The organism is Leptolyngbya sp. PL-A3, from assembly GCF_039962325.1.
Classification (GTDB): domain Bacteria; phylum Cyanobacteriota; class Cyanobacteriia; order Elainellales; family Elainellaceae; genus Vacuolonema.
Window position 1 is genome coordinate 16,337 of record NZ_JAMPLB010000043.1, and the last position, 18,054, is coordinate 34,390.

At 51.9% G+C, this 18,054-nt stretch carries 10 protein-coding genes and 1 pseudogene; 5 read left to right on the plus strand and 6 right to left on the minus strand.

Annotated elements, in window-relative coordinates; translation table 11 throughout:
* The first annotated feature begins 207 nt into the window (after positions 1-207).
* A complete protein-coding gene (locus NDI52_RS24360) occupies positions 208-1,443 on the plus strand; it encodes a hybrid sensor histidine kinase/response regulator (protein WP_190772525.1) in 1,236 nt (411 codons plus the stop codon).
* Positions 1,444-1,682: 239 nt separating this feature from the next.
* Here NDI52_RS24360 and NDI52_RS24365 read toward each other — a convergent pair whose 3' ends face one another.
* From NDI52_RS24365 to NDI52_RS24375, 3 genes are all read right to left on the minus strand, one after another.
* Positions 1,683-2,723, minus strand: a complete 1,041-nt coding sequence (locus tag NDI52_RS24365) for a DHH family phosphoesterase (RefSeq protein WP_190772524.1) — start codon at positions 2,721-2,723, stop codon at positions 1,683-1,685.
* 91 nt (positions 2,724-2,814) lie between these two features.
* The gene (locus NDI52_RS24370; RefSeq protein ID WP_190772523.1) at positions 2,815-4,572 is read right to left on the minus strand and encodes an ATP-dependent DNA ligase; all 1,758 of its coding nucleotides are present in this window, start codon (positions 4,570-4,572) and stop codon (positions 2,815-2,817) included.
* Positions 4,573-4,625: 53 nt separating this feature from the next.
* A complete protein-coding gene (locus NDI52_RS24375; RefSeq protein ID WP_190772522.1) occupies positions 4,626-4,859 on the minus strand; it encodes a hypothetical protein in 234 nt (77 codons plus the stop codon).
* A gap of 735 nt (positions 4,860-5,594) precedes the next feature.
* Here NDI52_RS24375 and NDI52_RS24380 point away from each other — a divergent pair.
* On the plus strand, positions 5,595-11,177 hold the full coding sequence (locus tag NDI52_RS24380) for an ATP-binding protein (RefSeq protein ID WP_190772521.1): 5,583 nt from the start codon (positions 5,595-5,597) through the stop codon (positions 11,175-11,177).
* 107 nt (positions 11,178-11,284) lie between these two features.
* On the opposite strand, the gene NDI52_RS24385 is transcribed toward NDI52_RS24380, so the two are convergent.
* Together NDI52_RS24385 and NDI52_RS24390 are read right to left on the minus strand one after the other, a co-directional pair.
* On the minus strand, positions 11,285-12,241 hold the full coding sequence (locus NDI52_RS24385; RefSeq protein ID WP_190772520.1) for an aldo/keto reductase: 957 nt from the start codon (positions 12,239-12,241) through the stop codon (positions 11,285-11,287).
* Between the two features lie 452 nt (positions 12,242-12,693).
* On the minus strand, positions 12,694-14,028 hold the full coding sequence (locus NDI52_RS24390; protein ID WP_190772519.1) for a cytochrome P450: 1,335 nt from the start codon (positions 14,026-14,028) through the stop codon (positions 12,694-12,696).
* Positions 14,029-14,274: 246 nt separating this feature from the next.
* Between NDI52_RS24390 and NDI52_RS24395 the strand changes: the two genes are divergently transcribed.
* A complete protein-coding gene (locus NDI52_RS24395) occupies positions 14,275-14,565 on the plus strand; it encodes a hypothetical protein (RefSeq protein WP_190772518.1) in 291 nt (96 codons plus the stop codon).
* A gap of 31 nt (positions 14,566-14,596) precedes the next feature.
* On the opposite strand, the gene NDI52_RS24400 is transcribed toward NDI52_RS24395, so the two are convergent.
* The gene (locus NDI52_RS24400; protein ID WP_348254098.1) at positions 14,597-15,496 is read right to left on the minus strand and encodes a LysR family transcriptional regulator; all 900 of its coding nucleotides are present in this window, start codon (positions 15,494-15,496) and stop codon (positions 14,597-14,599) included.
* Positions 15,497-16,086: 590 nt separating this feature from the next.
* Here NDI52_RS24400 and NDI52_RS24405 point away from each other — a divergent pair.
* Together NDI52_RS24405 and NDI52_RS24410 are read left to right on the plus strand one after the other, a co-directional pair.
* Positions 16,087-16,269 (plus strand): annotated as a pseudogene (locus NDI52_RS24405) (response regulator transcription factor); the annotation flags it as partial.
* A 121-nt stretch (positions 16,270-16,390) separates the two neighbouring features.
* Positions 16,391-18,052, plus strand: a complete 1,662-nt coding sequence (locus NDI52_RS24410) for an FAD-dependent oxidoreductase (RefSeq protein ID WP_190772515.1) — start codon at positions 16,391-16,393, stop codon at positions 18,050-18,052.
* Positions 18,053-18,054: the final 2 nt, after the last annotated feature.

Consider the following 18,054-nt stretch of genomic DNA (forward strand, 5'->3'; position numbering starts at 1 on the left):
TGACGGTGGGTATAGAATACAGATGTGCTGGAAGTACAAAATACACCATTAAACCTTTAAACTTTATGGATGAGTACTGAAGCGATCGCTATGGCATAGTTTTTGTGAATGGGCGTAAAGGTTTTACAATCATATCCATTCTTGGAGGCAGTCCATATTAGGCAATCCACTCCCCATCAGAAGGAATAATTGTTCAGGCGTGAGTTCATGAGTCGTCAGCCCATTAAAATTCTGTTTGTTGAGGACAATGAAGATGATTACATTGCTGTGCGTGAAATGCTGGCAATTGTACGGGAGCTTCAATTTGAAGTGGAATGGGCTGCAACCTATGAAGAGGCTATCTCTAGCCTCACTCGTAAAGCTGATGAGTCCCAAGATGCACCCGGTTCTTACGATGCCTGCCTACTAAACTACTATCTGGGAGAACGTAACGGGCTAGAGGTTCTGCAACAGGCGCTATCCTATGGGCCTCAGCCTCCCATTATTCTCCTGACGGGAGTGGCAAATCGTGACATTGATTTGCAAGCGATGGAAATGGGCGCAGCTAATTTTTTGGCAAAGGATGAAATTAGCCCTGCTAACCTGGAGCGTACAATCCGTTATGCTATCCGGCAGAAGCAAGTCGAAGCTCTGCTGTACCAGGCCCAGAGAGCACTCGCCCAGGCGAACGCTACGTTAGAAAGCAAAGTTGCGGAACAATCCGCTGAATTGGAGCAAACCCGTGAGCAAGAAGCTTATCTTCGCCAGCTTCAGGCTCGATTGTTACCTTCGGTTTCCCATGAGTTTCGCACCCCATTGATGTCGATTCGGGGATCCGCTGAACTGATAGAAGGTTACCCGTCTGACCAAGATACACAATCCCTACGGTTTCAGCGCATTTATGCGGGTGTCGATCGCATTACCAAAACCCTGGATAATGCCTTAATTTATGCTGCGCTAGAGGCAGGTTCCATTCCATTTCAACCTGCACCGACGGATCTAGTCGCTGTTTGTGAAGAGCTGATCGCTAATCTTCAACAGTTGGCAGAACCACAACAGTTAGAGTTTGTCAATTCCTTCCGTCTCTCTTCGCCAGTTTCGGTTGACATTAGTTTGGTTCAACTGATGCTGACTCATCTAGTGCTGAATGCTATTCGTTACGCGCCTAACGCTGATTCGATTCAATTGGAACTCAGTTGTGAACAGCAAAACGAGTTGCAAACCATTGTGTTTTACATCAGAGATACCGGTATTGGAATTCCGTCCGATGAGCTGGAGAGCGTTTTTGATGGATACTACCGGGCCAGTAATGCCAATTCCATCCCCGGTACTCCTGGCATTGGTCTTGGGCTGGCAATCGTCAGACGGGCAGCTGAGCTACATAATGGGCAAGTTACACTCAACAGTGAGTTAGGGTTTGGTACAACTGCAGTGCTTTCCTTGCCTCTAACGATCGCTAGATAGCTTGTAAAAAAACTGAGTTCGGGTTAAGGGTGTTTTCGAGTGCCGCACAACGCGCGGCACTCGAAAACACCCTTAACCCGAACCGAGGTTAAAAAAGGGAGAGAGGTGGGGCAAAACCCTACCTCCTAATCCTTAACTCTGGTGCTGAATAATCTAGTTTCGAGCAAGTTAAGATGCCTGTTTTTGCGTGTGCGAAGCACACGCAAAAACAGGCATCTTGGAACTCAAATTAAATATGCCTACGCTTTTGAGAAGCCGAGTTGAGTGAGCAATTGTTGCCAGCGATCGCGCGGCAAGCTTCCACCCGATGCCTGGTCATGGCCATTTGCATAGTTGCCTTCACCGCCGCTCAGGGGGTGCGATCGCAAAAATTCCAGCACGTTGATGGAATTGGAACGGGCTGAGAAATTGATGCGATTGGGTATATAACCTTCATTGGCAGCAATGACGACATAGCCAGGGAGACGGCTACGCCAGCTCTGGGCGATCAGTGGATGTATCTGGCAGGGAGAGTTCAGTTGGAGTAACGCTACCTTACCCGCAAAGATAGGAGCGACCTTACGGGCTTCCTCCAGGGCGTGTTTCACCTCCTCGCGGGCCTGGCGCAGTTGAACCACTTCCGAGGAGTTGGAGTTGACCAGGGACTTGGGATCCGAATGATTTAATAGCGCGGCAACTGCCGCTTCTGGTTGATAGTGGGAGGCACGACGGGACGCGTTGATCAAAGCGGTGGCTTCTTTGAGATACTTGGCCGTGTACTTGCGTTTGGCCTGAGTGAGTAGGTCGAAGGGAGCACGATCGCCCAGGTCACTCAAGGTTCCAATGGCTGCAATCCAATCTAAATCTGATACATCAGCAATGGATTGACAGAGCTGCCAAACAAGCCAGGAAGTGTTGGGAATGGGATCCCAGGTATAGGCACTGATGAGTGTATCTCCATCAGGTACTCCTTCAGGATGGTGATGGTCGATAAAGCAGGTCGGGACGCCATCTAGAACGGCTTCGGAGCCGCTACCCAAATCCATAACAAAGAGGAATTCCGGCTGGGTAGAGGCAATACGATCGCGGTTTGCCTCCGTCCAGACGTTGCGTTCGCGGTCAGGGATGACAGGATGGATACGCGCGAACCCTGCGCGTTCGAATGCTCGCTGCCATACAACACCCGCCGTTACGCCATCGGCATCAGAATCGTAAGCCCCTGTGACGGGTGCGTTTGTAGAAATGCGATCGACAAACGTTTTAAACGCCTGACATGCGCTGTTTAAATCTGGAATGTTCATCTTCAAGGCCGCTTACAACAGTTCCTCTCTCAAGCAACTCACAGTTTCTTTTGTAGATGAGCGGAAGGGCGATCGTTCCGCTCAGCCACTCCTAAGGTTCTGGCTCGACATCTTCACTCCCCATCTGGGCAGCGAGTTGGCGTACCGTCTCAAGGGTGTCAGCCTCTTCCGGGGGTTTATCATGGCGGATACGAAGGATGCGGGGAAACCGCAGCGCATAGCCGCTCTTGTGACGCTTAGAGGGCTGCACCCGATCGAACGTTACCTCCAGGACAACCCTGGGTTCCACGGTACGCACACGCCCGTGGGCAAACTCCTGAATCGTATGGGCTTTCAGCCAATCGGAAAGTTCCTGCACTTCAGCATCGGTTAGACCTGAATAGGCTTTCCCGACATTCAGCAGAGTTGGATCATCCTCACTGGCCCGCACGGCAAAGGTGTAGTCTGAGAGGAATCGGCTCCGTTTGCCCGTGCCCACTTCGGCGGCGGTGATGACAACGTCTAGGGTGGCGATCGCCCGCTTTACCTTTAGCCAATCTTTGCCGCGTTTCCCCGGTTTGTAGGTCGATTGCAACGCTTTGACCATCAGCCCTTCATTCCCGCGATCGCGCGCCGCCTGGAACTCTGCATCCAGCGCCTCCGCGTTGTAGAACCGTTGGGAGACAACCCGTTGTACCGTGGGAGACTCCAACCCCAGCGATTCCAACATGGCCTGGCGCACTTCGTAGGGTTCCTCAATCAGCACCTGCCCGTTTCGGTACAGAATATCGTAGGCGACAAACGCCACGGGTACCGATTTCAACAAGTCGTCGGTCAACGTCTTACGCCCCAGGCGCTTCTGTAACTCCTGAAACGGGAGAATGCGGCCGTTTTGGTAGGGCACGATTTCCCCATCCAGAATTAACCCAGCATCCGCTCCCATGCCAAAAGCATCCCGTTTCATTGAGGCTAATGGCTGCACCAGATCTGGAAATGCAAGGGTGATCTCATCCAGGGTACGGGAGAAGAGCGCAACGCGAATGCCTGCGAAGGTTGCCCCATGGAGTAACGGATTTTTGTCAGAACTAGCGGGGGCAATGTGGGCCTGGGCTCGAATACCGTCATACTTATCTTCTACCGCAAAGCCTTCGGGCATGCGTTGAGTGATTTCAGCCAGGTCGTCTACCGGGCTTGCCAGCATGAATTTGATCGGGTGGAACAGCCGCATGTGAGCGGTGTCTAGCTGGTCATGGCGGGCCAGCACTGCCGTTTCACCAATATCACCCGTCAGCATGTTGACCCACTGAATGCGGGCCACATTTTGCTGAGCGAGGCGGGCGATCGCATCCTCCACGGCCCCTTCCCGCAACCCAATGCGCAAATCTCCTGCCATCAACTTGATAAGATACTTGGCTTCCAGAGAGGTCGCGCGCCGTAACAGGCTGATAATGACATCCACCTTTTTCTTGTTGCCGCGCGTTTCTACCAACGTTGCCAGCGTTGACTCCACCTCTGACAACAGCAGAATTGGCGTATCAACATCATCCAGCACACTGGCAGCCACATCCCCTAAATCGCCTCGCTGCACGAGTTCCGTCTGTAACCGCTCTGGATCTTCTCCACTCACCACGACCAGAGCCGTCATCAGAGCCGAGCCACCGACCTGCAAAACCCGCTGGTCAAATAGCGGAAAGGGAGAGCCTGCAAAATACCGGGCTGCTAGCCGCAAATCATTGTCAGATAGGGTATTGAAGTAATCTCCCAGAATGGCAGCTTTGGTAAGTCGTTTGGTGGTGGCAGCAATGGCTTCAGCGGCGATCGCAAACCGTTGAAAGGCGTTGACAGCCACAGCATAGGTATCTTGAATCATTGGTGTTTAATGGGTAATCAGCAATCGGTGGTGCGTCCCTGATTGCAGCTTGCTTAATCGCTTTGGGCAGTGGCGATTTGATTCAGCAATGTTTCATCGGAGCAAGCATGTTGCCAATCGTTCTCTAATTGGATTCGAACCGATTGGGCACCTCCACTGGGGGTACAAACCACCCAGTACTTATTCTCGTTACCCTTCACCTGGGCAGCATCATCCGAAAGGCCACTATAGGCCTGTACACAGGTCCAGGTTGTGCCCTGGCTATCGGTCACGTCTCGTTCTTCCATGGTGCTTGCAGTATAAGGATGCTGTGAGATGGGTGGGAAATCCACGCAAAAAATTACTCCATCTGTTAGCTATTAGAAGGCGATCGCCCCCGAACAACATCCTACTGAAGCAACGGTTTCAGCTATTCCTGGAGAAGAACAACTGATGATGGATAGGTTCAGGGGATGGGAGAAAAGGGCACTATATGCCTTTCCTTCACACCCTTTGAAGGGAATATGGCTCTTACGGCTTTGGATTTTAGTACAGGGCTCTACACGTAGTGATTGACTTGTAGCCTATGGAAAGCGCTACTCATAACCCATACTCTAGGTAGAGACAAAGCCTATGCCCTTTGTCGTATTGTCAAACTGTGCCGATCTCTTGTCATACCCATAACGACAGAGATGTTGTCGTAATATCATTCCTATGCCATTGGAAATAGCTACTCTAATTCATAAATTATGACAACAACTCACCCTTGCCCAGGAAAAGTTGATGGTAAATCCTGAAGTGCCATTGCGTGCTGTGCAGCCCCCATAAGAAAAGTCGTATCGTTGTCTATCTCTGACACTCTGTTTTAAGTCCCTTTAAATGTGCAAAGCACCCGAAAAAACAGCTTATCCAGGCATCTCTAAAGTATGCTCTAGCCTTTAAGCAGATTGGGGAAACGCTGCACTAGGTGTCTTTGCCCAAGGCAACGCAATGGCTTGGGGGTCAGGATTTGTTAGCCCAAGATTTTCGATAGGAGCAAGACGGTGGCTCAGGATGGAGTGGCGATCGCAAAAAACCTCTTCTCAGGCGGTGGAGAGATGGGGGCTTTAATGCGGTCTATGGATTGGGCCGAAACACCCTTTGGCCCTGTTGATCGGTGGCCTCAGAGCTTGCGATCGGCCCTGAGTATTTGTCTGAACTCCCGTTTTCCCATTGCGATTTATTGGGGCCCGCAATGTCTACTGCTCTACAACGATGCCTGGCGACCGATTGTGGGGGATAAACACCCTGCATCTCTAGGGCAACCTGGATGTGAAGTGTGGCCTGAAATCTGGGATGAGATTGGCCCTGAATTTGAGAAGGTTTTTTCAACGGGAGAAGGCACCTTCCATAGTGACGAGTTGCTGGCTATGCACCGTTACGGCTATACCGAAGAATGCTTCTTTGATTACACGTTTAACCCGATCCAGGGGGAAGGGGGCGGCGTTGATGGCATTTTTAACGTGGTGAGCGAAACCACGTATCGGGTTTTGAACGATCGCCGGGCCCAACTTCTGCACGAGGTGGCATCTCGTACGGGTACTGCTAAGACGACTGAGGATGCCTATACCTTGATTGCCGAAGCCCTTCAGTCAGCTTCAATTGATATTCCATTGTTTCTCTTCTATCAGGTTGATTTAGAGAAGGGATGCGCCCAGCTCTGCAATGGGAGCCCGTTTCCCTTGAACACCAGTGTTGCTCCAGATCGGATAGACTTGGATGCATCTGACAATCCCAAGGGCTGGCCCATTGCTCGCTGCGTCCGAACGGCTCAGCCACAGGTGGTCGGTGATGTGATGGCCCGCTTTGGAGCATTGCCGGGAAGCCCCTGGCCGGAACCCCCTGAGGAAGCGATGGTACTCCCCATTGCTTTGATGGGACAGACCAAAGTTGCCGGGGTCATGGTGGCAGTCGTAAGCCCACGACGTCGATTAGATGAGCGCTATCGAGACTTTTTGGGGCAGATTGCCAGCCAAACGGCCACCGCACTCGCTAATGCCCGTTCCTACGAAGAAGAACGACAACGCGCCGAGCAACTGGCCGAGTTGGATCGCGCCAAAACAGTGTTCTTCTCAAACGTTAGTCATGAGTTTCGGACTCCCCTGACGTTAATGCTCGGCCCCATAGAAGAAGCCCTGCAAGAGACCCAGGATGGTGAGCAGCGCGATCGCCTCCAACTGGTGCAGCGCAATGCCCTACGGTTACAGAAACTGGTCAATACCCTACTAGATTTCTCCCGCATTGAAGCCGGACGGATCGAGGCTGTGTACGAGCCGACGGATCTGGCCGAGTTAACGCGGGATCTGGCAGGAGTATTTCGCTCGGCGATTGAACGGGCGGGTTTGTGCTTGCGGGTGGATTGTTCTCCTCTGCCGGAACCGATTTACGTTGATCGGGATATGTGGGAGAAGATTGTGCTGAATCTACTCTCCAATGCCTTTAAATTCACGCTTCACGGGGAGATCGCCGTTCTTCTACACCCTTATGGAGATCACATTGCATTAACTATCCAAGATACTGGGACGGGTATTTCCGCCGAAGAACTTCCCCACATTTTTGAACGATTCCACCGGGTGCAGGGTGCTCAGGGTCGTACCTACGAAGGCTCGGGCATCGGCCTATCTCTGGTACAGGAACTTGTGCGCCTGCAGGGTGGCACGATTACAGTAAACAGTATTGTGGGGCAGGGCACCTGCTTTACGGTGGCTATTCCTACGGGCTGGGCGCACTTGCCGAGCGATCGCCTCCGCTTGGAGGGCGATCGCTCTCCATCCGCTCCTTCCACGACAAGCCGCACCTTATCATCGACCAGAGCCACTCCCTACGTCGAAGAAGCCCTGCGCTGGTTCCCAGACGCCAATGGACGCGTAGATGCGTGGCCTGAACGGGTCGACGAACATCCACCCGCCCATTCACCCAGTTCCCTTTCCTCTCCAGCACCCAACCTCCCGCTTCCCAAGATTCTTCTGGCTGACGACAACGCCGACATGCGCGACTATGTTAAGCGCCTATTAGGCCAGCGGTACACCGTGGAGGCGGTTGGCAATGGAGTTGCTGCCCTGGCTGCTATCTACCAGCAATTGCCTGACCTGGTATTAACCGATGTGATGATGCCAGGTATGGATGGCTTTGAGTTGCTTCGTAGGCTAAGGGCAGAGCCAGCCACGAAAGAGTTGCCCATCATTTTGCTATCAGCCCGGGCCGGAGAAGAAGCCCGCATGGAAGGGCTGGAAGCTGGAGCTGATGATTACTTGATAAAACCCTTTTCAGCCCGGGAACTTTTGGTGCGCATTGAAGCGACGTTGAAGCTGGCTCAAATGCGTCAGGAGGTTGCCCGTTATGAACAACAATTGCGGCGAGAAGCGGAATCTGGGCGAGAAAAGATCAGCCTGATTTTGGACAGCATTACAGATGCTTTCGTCGCCTTCGATCGCGAATGGCGGTATACCTTTGTGAACGAACACGCTACCAAAATTTTGCATAAAACCCGTGAAGAATTGCTCGGTAAACAGGTCTGGGAAGACGTATTTCCCAATCGTGTGGGAACGCTGTCCTATCATGAGCTACACCGGGCTGTAACGGAACAAGTTGCGGTTGTGTATGAGGACTTTAACCCAGCGCTTGGCACCTGGCTTGAAGTGCATGCCTATCCATCTGCTGAAGGGCTAGCCCTTTATTTTCAGGACGTGAGCGATCGCAAAAGATCTGAACAAGCCTTGCGCGAAAGCGAGGAACGCGTTCGTCAGCTGACTGAAAATATCAATACTGTCTTTTTCATGAGCGAGGGCTTTAGTGAGTCTTCGCCTGGGCACATTGTGTATGTCAACACGGCCTACGAACGGATTTGGGGGCGCTCCTGTCAGAGCCTGTACGAAAATACGCGTTCCTGGCTAGAGGCTGTGCATCCCGATGATCAAGAACGGATTCAGCGAGCGCTGCCTGGTCTTGCCCGTGCTGAGTTTGATCAGGAATTTCGCATTGTTCGTCCTAATGGTGAGATTCGTTGGGTGCATGACCGCGTCTTCCCGGTTCACAACGAGCGGGGTGAGCCTTATCGGACAGCGGGCATTGTGGAGGACATTACCGAGCGTAGGCTAGCTGAAGCTGCCGTGCGGTTAAGTGAAGAACGGTATCGGTCGCTTGTTACGGTGACGTCCTCGATTGTTTGGATTGCAACCGGTGAGGGGTCGCTCGTGTCGGCACCTGCCTGGGAAGAGTTTACTGGGCAAACACCGGAGGAATATCAGGGCTGGGGATGGTTTGACAAGGTGCATCCCGACGACCGAGAGCGTACCCTTGCTGTTTGGAGTGAGGCCCTGCAGAACAAATTCCCTTACGAAGTGGAATATCGTTTCCAGCATCGAGATGGTCAGTACCGCTATGGTATTGGGCGCGGAGTGCCGATTCTGGATGATACGGGTGAAATTCGGGAGTGGATTGGAACGCTTACGGATATTACGGAGCGAAAACAGGCCGAGGAAGCCCTGCGAGAGAATGAGGAGCGTTTGCGTCTTACCCTGAAGTCAGCCGCTTTAGGCGCATGGGAGCTTAACCTGCTAACTGGAGCGTTGACCTGGGATGAGCAATGTAAAGCGATGTTTGGGCTACCGCCTGAGGCCGAGGTCAATTATGATATTTTCCTGGCAGCATTACACCCTTTGGACCGCGATCGCATTCACCAAGTAATACAGGCTGCGGTCAGTTCTGAAGATGGCGGGGAGATTAATATTGAATATCGCGTGATCGGTATTGAGGATGGTATCGAACGATGGATCGCTACACGAGGAAAAACCTTTTTCAATGCGGCAGGGACAAAAACGCGATTGATTGGTACTGTTCTCAATATTACTGAACGGAAACGGGCAGAAGCTGAACGCGAACACCTATTAGCCCAAGAATATCGGTATCTGACACAATTGCAAGGGTTAGCTGATGCAGCTCTAGCAATTAATTCGGCTCTTTCTGTTGAACAGGTGTTGCAAGTCATTAACGATCAGGCAGCTTCCATCATTGGAACGCACCAGTCTGTCACAAGTATGACGATTAACGAAAACTGGGCACAGGCTATCAACGCAATCTACATGTCAGAAAAATACGCCCAGTGGCGGAATTATGATGAAAAGCCTGATGGTTCTGGAATTTATGCCTGCGTATGCCACACGAATCGTTCTATCCGCATGACCCAGGCCGAGTTGGAAGCACATCCCCACTGGAACAACTTTGGCCCATCAGGGGCAAAGCATCCCCCTATGCGGGGGGGATGGTTGGCGGCTCCTCTAGTGGGGCGAGATGGACAGAACATTGGGTTAATTCAACTCTCAGACCGCTTTGAGGGAGAGTTTACTGAAACGGATGAAACGATTCTGGTGCAGTTGGCACAAATGGCATCAGTGGCTATCGAAAATGCGCGATTATATGAAGCGGAGCAACAGGCCCGTTCAGCCGCAGAAGTGGCCCGGGAAGAAGCACAGGCCTCTAATCGAATCAAGGATGAGTTTTTAGCGGTGCTATCTCATGAGTTGCGATCGCCCCTCAATCCCATTCTTGGCTGGTCAGACCTGCTACAAAAGAAGAAATTAGATGAAGCTAAGACGGCTCAAGCCCTGGCTACTATTCAACGCAACGCCAAACTCCAGTCTGAATTAATTGAAGATCTTCTGGATGTGTCGCGCATCCTCCAAGGCAAACTCAGTCTTCACGTAGCTCCCGTCAATTTGTTGCCTGTTATTCGGGCTGCTATGGAAACAGTGCGATTGGCGGCAGAGGCCAAAACAATTCACTTGCAAGCAAATTTTGACGGGAATGAGGAATGGGTTTCTGGAGATTCCACACGGTTGCAACAGGTGGTGTGGAACCTGCTGTCCAATGCGGTGAAGTTTACCCCCGAAGGTGGCCAGGTCACGATTCAGGTGGAGCACCAAAGCAACCACGTCTTCATGACGGTTAGTGATACTGGGCAGGGGATTGCGCCGGATTTTCTGCCCCACGTGTTTGATTATTTCCGTCAGGCCGATGGTGCGACAACTCGTAAATTTGGCGGGCTAGGTTTGGGGCTGGCGATCGTACGGCATCTGGTTGAGCTGCATGGCGGTTCCATTCGGGCCGAAAGCCCCGGCGAAGGCATGGGGGCAAGCTTCACGGTGAAATTGCCTCTGATAAAAACCGACTCCCAAAACCATAGGGATAGCAGACAGCTAGATGCACCCCTGGATCTAAGCGGTGTTCAGATACTGATTGTTGACGACGACACGGATACCCGCGAGTTTGTCGCCTTCCTAATTGAGCAGCATGGAGCTCAGGTCACAGCGGTGACATCGGCAGACGAGGTACTGGTCGCTCTCACTCAGAACAAGCCTGACATCCTACTCAGCGACATTGGTATGCCCGAGATGGATGGCTATATGCTCCTGCGCCAGGTGAGAGCCTTGCCGCCAGAACTGGGCGGGGATATTCCAGCGATCGCCCTCACGGCCTATGCTGGGGAAATTGACTATCAACAGGCGATGCAGGCTGGCTTTCAACGACACATTCCAAAACCTGTAGACCCAGTCATGTTGGTGGAGGCGATCGCCAGTCTAATCAAATAGACCGGATAATATAACAACAATATGCAAGTGCGTTAAGTACAGCAACGATGGGGTGGGGCACGAAGTGCCCCACCCCATCGTAATTAATCTATGCGCACAGCGCTATATCAACCTGCTGCTGACATCAATTGCTGAAGTCGCTCAGGTTCTTCGCCTAACCAATCCGGATTTTGGGCCGTACCATCAAAAATTGAGGAAGTTTTGAAGGGCTCAAACTCGCCGTGGGCTCCTGCTTCTGCGGTTTTTGCGAGTAATGCCTGTACCTGCTCATCGGTCATCGGTTGGAATGCGTGAATGGCTTCAAACGCCTGGTCAACTAACTCCATCGAATCCATCCCTGTAATCACGACAGAGGTGGGTAAATTGAGAGCATAGTGAAGGCACTCAATAGGTGTGACGGTATTGGAACGTAACAGAATTCCATTTGCCATACTTTTCATGCCCAGTACGCCAATATTGCGCTTCACCAACTCAGGCAGTACCAGTTTTGCAAAGCTGCGGTAGTGCGCATCCATCACATTCAACGGCATCTGCACCGTGTCAAACCGGAAGTTGTAATAGTCAGCTACCTCCAGCATGTGCAGGTGAATCATGGGGTCTTTGTGCCCTGTAAAACCAATGAAGCGTATTTTTCCGGCTTGCTGTGCCTCCATGAGGGCTGCATGGGCTCCCTCTTCATCAAAAATACGGTGAGGGTCCTCAAACCGCAGTACCTCGTGATATTGCACCAGATCAACGTGGTCAACTTGCAAGCGTTGTAACGACTCGTCTAGTTGTTTCGCGGCTTCCTTTTTAGAACGTCCATCCAGCTTCGTCATGAGGAAGATGCGATCGCGATAACCCTCTTTCAGCGCTTTCCCCATCCGCTGCTCACTGGTCCCTTCGTTGTAATCCCAGCAATTATCCATGAAGGTGATGCCACGATCGATCGCACTCCGAACAATGCGAATTGCGAGTTCCTCATCAACATGCTTGAGGCTGAGATGCCATCCTCCCAATCCAATGGCGGAAACCTTGACACCCGTACTCCCAAGCTCTCGATATTGCATTTCTGAATCTGACATTTTGCATTCCTCTATGAACTAGCTTGGATAATGCTTTCAAAGCATGTTGACTGGGCGATGCAGCTTAATTATTAACGTTTCAAAAAGCCCAGAAACCCGGTGTTTCAACACCGGGTTTCTAGCATCCAACAACTTTGGCCTGGGTACATGAAGACCATTGCGTTCACATGTATATTGAAGCGACATCGGGCAAACAACAATAAATCACGTTGATAAATTCAGAGGGTAAACTCGCTAAAAGTTTGTAACGTGCTGCCTCACTGGTCAGCACCATCGTAGGAAATATGCACGAGAAATTTCGTCCTCCTAATGAGGGAACCAAATAAAGTCCAAACCTTCCATGTAAGAGGTGTAGCACTCGGAGCGCCCGGCCATGTTTAAAGCAAGTGAATGGGGTGCGAAACACAGCCCATCACTTATCCAATTAGAGCACTACCCTCTTTTACTTTCAGTTAACCAATTGTTTTGGTTAATGACCTAAACGTGACCCGCAGATTATCGCGAGGGTGTGGTGTGGGCATGACGACCATGCTCAAATCCTGGTCTGGCAGTAGCTCCCAAGTGTAGTAACGCACTAAGTGTGCTGCAAATAGCTTCATTTCTAGACGAGCAAACTCTTTGCCTAAGCATTCGCGAATCCCGCCACCAAAGGGGAGGTAGCTGTATTTGCTTTGCACGCCAGCTTGCGTAGTTCCAAAGCGCTCGGGTTGGAAGCGATCGGGCTCAGCATGTTCCAGTGGGTTCATGTGAGTCTGATTAATTTCGTACAGGACATTCCATCCCTCGGGCATCTGAAAGCCACTCATTTCACACGACTGTATCACGCGGCGAAAACCACCTCCAACAGGAGGTATCAGGCGCATCACCTCCTGCAATACCTGGTCGAGATACGTCATTTGCTTCAGGCTGTCCAGGGTGGTAGGGATGGCTGTATCAAACAACTGCTGTTCGGTTCGGAGTTTTTCCCAGACGAGGGGATGTTGGGCGATGAGCATGCAGAAGGAGGCGATCGCCGAGGTCAAAGTTTCATGCCCTGCAAATAACAACAGCAGCGTTTGGTCTTTTAACTCCTCGAGGCTCAGCCCATTGCCATCATCATCTCGAGCCTGGAGCAAAAGCCCCAGGGTATCGGTGCCAGATTCGGGAGATTTTTGGCGATCGCGAATAATTTCCTCAATTAGTTTCAGCAACTTGTGTCGTGCTCGTTTTGCTTTACCAAACTGTGTCCATGGCAAGTCTAAAGGAATTGAAAATAAACCCTGGCACCAGGTTTCAAACAGATGTCCCAACTCGCTCTGAGAGCCATGGTCAATTCCCACCAGCAGTTTGCACGCAACATCCAGGGTGTAGTTTCGCAATTCGGGATACCACACCAGTTGTCCCTGCTCGGCCCACCGCTTTGTATAGCTTTGAATAATTTCCTGCATAGCCGGAATGTAACCGGACAGAGCACGGGGCATGAAGGCCTGCGCCAGTAGCTTACGGCGGCTTTGGTGAGTACCGCCTGTCTGTAATGCCAACGAAAGGGGACCGAGCAACATCCGGGTGCTGGGCGGCCAACTGATTTCGAAATACTTATTGTCGTTCGTAAGGATGAACTGGTTAAATTCTGAACCCCGCACAAAGATAGTGGGTTGGCCCAACAAACGAGTTTTGAAAATAGAGCCGTATTTCTGGTGCTTCTTTTTCGCGTAGTTGGGATCACCAAAAAAGCTGAGGGTTTCCCCAATGAACGGCAAGCCAAATTCACCGGGAGGAAGGGAAAGAGGGGCGATCGGTTGTCCCATAACGGAAGTTAGACCTTTGCGTATGCCATTCCCTTATACTCACATTTCACGTCAAAATCTAGAACTCCTGTTTCCGTAACAATTCCCATTGGATGTATCCATTCCATCCTGATGGGAATCATCCACGGGTCTAGAACCTGGCGATCTATCGAAGTTGCTCATGGAAGCTATGCAAGCTGCTTTTTGTATCTTTAGCTACCGTTTTGTAGAGTAAGGTTATTAGAGAACTGCAGTGAGGCACCTGTTATGCAATCCCATTTCCACTCTGTGCAAACCCTGGAACGTATTTTCCAGAAGCCTTCTCGCCGTAACAATGCCTGGAAAGCTCAGCTCAACAACCTGTGGCAAGCGGCGATCGCCCATCTCTCTGTTTCCTCAGAACCTCATGTGTGGTGTAGTGAAGATGCTGCAGGACGTGAGGTTTGGAACAGCTATGACCCCACGACAGGTCAGGCTCTGCATGGTGTTTCGGCCTCTGAACTGCGGGTTTGGCTGGAAGACCGTCATTACCAGAACCCTTCGGCCTATAACCTGTAGAAGGGCAGTCCACCTCATGACGGCTGGATGTCTATGACACGAGTACCTGGGTCGTTTTGAGGCTGTCCAGAAACGCGTAGATAGCTGGTGATAATAGTGCATCCGCCAGGGTTGCCACCCCGATGACTCGTTCCAACGGCACGGGTAAGCTGTAGGCTCGAACAGCCGCCGGAATCGGCTCTGCCGCCAGCCTCGGTAAGATGGCAGCCCCCAGACCCTGGGCCACCAGGCTGACAATGGTCGCATCCGTTTCCACTTCGTAAGTGACTTTGAGAGCATAGCCGTAAGTCTGGGCGTGTTGATAGACCTGTCGCATCATGATGTAGTTGACGGGGGGCATAATCAGCGGCTGAGCGACCAATTCCTCCCAACTCAACTGTGAGCCTGCTGGTTGAAAAGTAATTGGTAGAAGGGCAACAAACTCATCTCGGATAACTTCCCACACCTCTAACCCCTCGCTAGCTGGCATAAAGGTAAACCCAATATCTGCCTGGCCCTCTCGCAATGCGTGCTCGACATGGGGGTAGTCTTCATGTTCAGCCAGGTTGACGGAAATGGCGGGAAACTGTTGGTGGAAGTGGGCGATCGCTCCCGGCAGAATATGCGTTGCAATGCTCCGAAAGGACGCAATTCTGACCTGACCACCCTTTAAACCTTTTGAAAGTTCGGCTTCTTTGGCGATCTCGTCGGCTCGATGCACAATCTCCTGGGCATGTTCGACGATGCGTTCGCCAAGGGGAGTCAGTCTGGCTCCATGCCGCCCCCGAGAAAAGAGGACGACACCCAGGTTTTGCTCCAGCATGGCGATCGCATGGCTCACGGCCGACTGAGACATTTGCAGATCGAGTGCAGCATCCGTGAAGTTCTGGCGCGCTGCGACAGCTACTAGAATCCGCAATTGCGACAGTTTCATCTGATTCTGGTAACCCATTCCGCAACCTGAATATCCACAACGGATCTACCGTGTCATAAATTGGATCCTTCAACTGCTCACGGCAGACGAAAGAGGGGTGCAGGCGTTTATACCTGCACCCCTCTTTCGTCTGCCATTTGAGCTTCTGCCTGGGTAAAACCTGAAACGGTTTCGCCCCGTGAAATAGGCAAGAACTCCGTGTGTTTCTTACAGCGCTTTGCGCTTGAATTAGCCACGGTTGTTTTTGTGAGAACCGCGCAGAGCGCGGCTCTCACAAAAACAACCAGATTTCAGTGCTTGAAAAGCGCTGTAAAAGCGAATGAGGGAGTGGAGGGCGATCGCCCTCCACTCTCTCATTCACAAACGAAACTCAGTAGATCGCAACATTTACCCTCAATTCGCAAGATTAGACAAGACAAGTCCTCATTTTTCTCGTACATACGGTCAAGAGGGGGTGCTCATCAATAACGGGGGCTGCTATTGACGACCAGACCATCAAGAGGACGCGCTTTTCAGGGGTCAGGCGTTGCCTTCGTTTTTCAGAGCCAGGGGGAGGGAGGATCGCTAACAGGATGAAAAGGAAGGACATTCTCATGCCGAAAGTTGAACTATCACCACGGGAGCTAGAAGTGTTAAAGCTTATTGCTGAAGGTCATAGCAATGCAGAAATTGCTTCCATACTCTACCTTAGCCCTAACACGATCAAAACTCACGTCCGCTCAGTATTGAATAAGCTTGGGGTGAACCACCGCGTTGAAGCCGCCGTCCTTGCGGTACGTCATGGCTTATAGTTCTGTACAACTCCCATTTCTGGTTTGCATGACCCGCTGGCTCATTAGCTCCCGTGTTCGGGGCCACATTATGTTCGTGATCAATTCCGCTTAAATTATTCCATCCCTACACGTACCCCCCATGAATAAGCCTGTCATTCTCGCTGTTGATGATGATCCTGAAGTGTTGCAGGCGATCGCCCGTGACCTGCGCCGTCAATATGCTGAGCAGTTCCGCATTATCCGCGCTGATTCTGGAAAAGCCGGATTGGATGCGTTGCAGGAGTTGAAACTGCGAAACGATACGGTTGCCCTGTTTCTAGTAGACCAACGCATGCCCCAAATGACAGGGGTGGAGTTTTTGGAGCAGGCGAGTGTGTTATTCCCGGAGGGCAAGCGGGTGCTGCTGACGGCCTACGCCGATACCGAGGCAGCCATCCGTGCTATCAACGTGGCCCGTCTTGACTATTACTTGCTGAAACCCTGGGACCCACCTGATGAGCGGCTGTACCCCGTTCTGGATGATTTGTTGGATGATTGGCGAGCGAACTTCCACCCTGAGTTTCAGGGAATTCGGGTCGTAGGCGATCGCTGGTCTCCCGACTCACACCGGATCAAAGACTTCTTAACCCGCAACCAAATCCCCTACCGCTGGCTTGACATTGAGCGGCATCCAGAGGCCAAAACGTTGCTGGACTATGCCAGGGTTGAGGGGCCCTGTCTACCCCTGGTGCTGTACTCCGATGGCTCCCACATGACGCGCCCCAAAAATCTGGACATTGCCGAAAGGATTGGCCTCCAGACTCAGGCGACCAAACCTTTCTACGACCTGGTGATCATTGGCGGCGGCCCCGGTGGTTTAGCGGCGGCGGTCTATGGGGCCTCAGAGGGGCTAAAAACGGTGATGATTGAGCGGGAAGCTCCTGGCGGTCAGGCGGGCACCAGTTCCCGGATTGAGAATTACCTGGGCTTTCCCGTTGGGTTGAGTGGGGGCGACCTGGCGCGGCGAGCGGTCACTCAGGCTCGTCGCTTTGGGGTAGAAATCTTAACGCCCCAGGAGGCGAAGAATCTGCGGATTGAGAATGATTACCGGATGATCACGCTGCAATCTGGGGCGGAGCTGAGTTGTCATGCGGTAATTCTGGCCCTGGGGGTGTCGTGGCGACGGTTAGCCATTCCGGGCATTGACCAGTTTACCGGAGCAGGGGTTTACTACGGTGCAGCTCAGACAGAAGCCCTGGAATGTGCCGATGAAGATGTTTATATCGTCGGTGGGGCGAACTCGGCGGGGCAGGCGGCTATGTACTTCTCGCGATACGCCCGCAAAGTGGTCATGCTGGTGCGGGGCGATTCCCTGACCAAGAGCATGTCGCAGTATCTAATTGACCAGATCGAAGCGACTGAAAATATTGAGGTATGGACGTTTTCCAGTGTGATTGAGGTCAAGGGCAACGGCAACCTGGAAGCGTTGGTGATTGAAAACTCAAAAACAGGAGAGGTTCAAACTTTGCCGACCCGCTATCTGTTTATCTTCATTGGGGCGGTTCCCAATACCGAGTGGCTGGATGGTGTCGTACAGCGGGACGACAGAGGATTCATTCTAACCGGCCCCGATTTGACGAAGGAAGGGGAATACCCTAGAGGTTGGTCCTATGAGCGATCGCCCTATCTACTCGAAACCAATATCCCCGGCATTTTTGCGGTTGGGGATGTGCGCTACGGCTCCATTAAACGGGTAGCTTCGGGGGTTGGGGAAGGCAGTATTTGTGTGCAGTTCGTCCACCGTTATTTGAGCAACCTTTAATT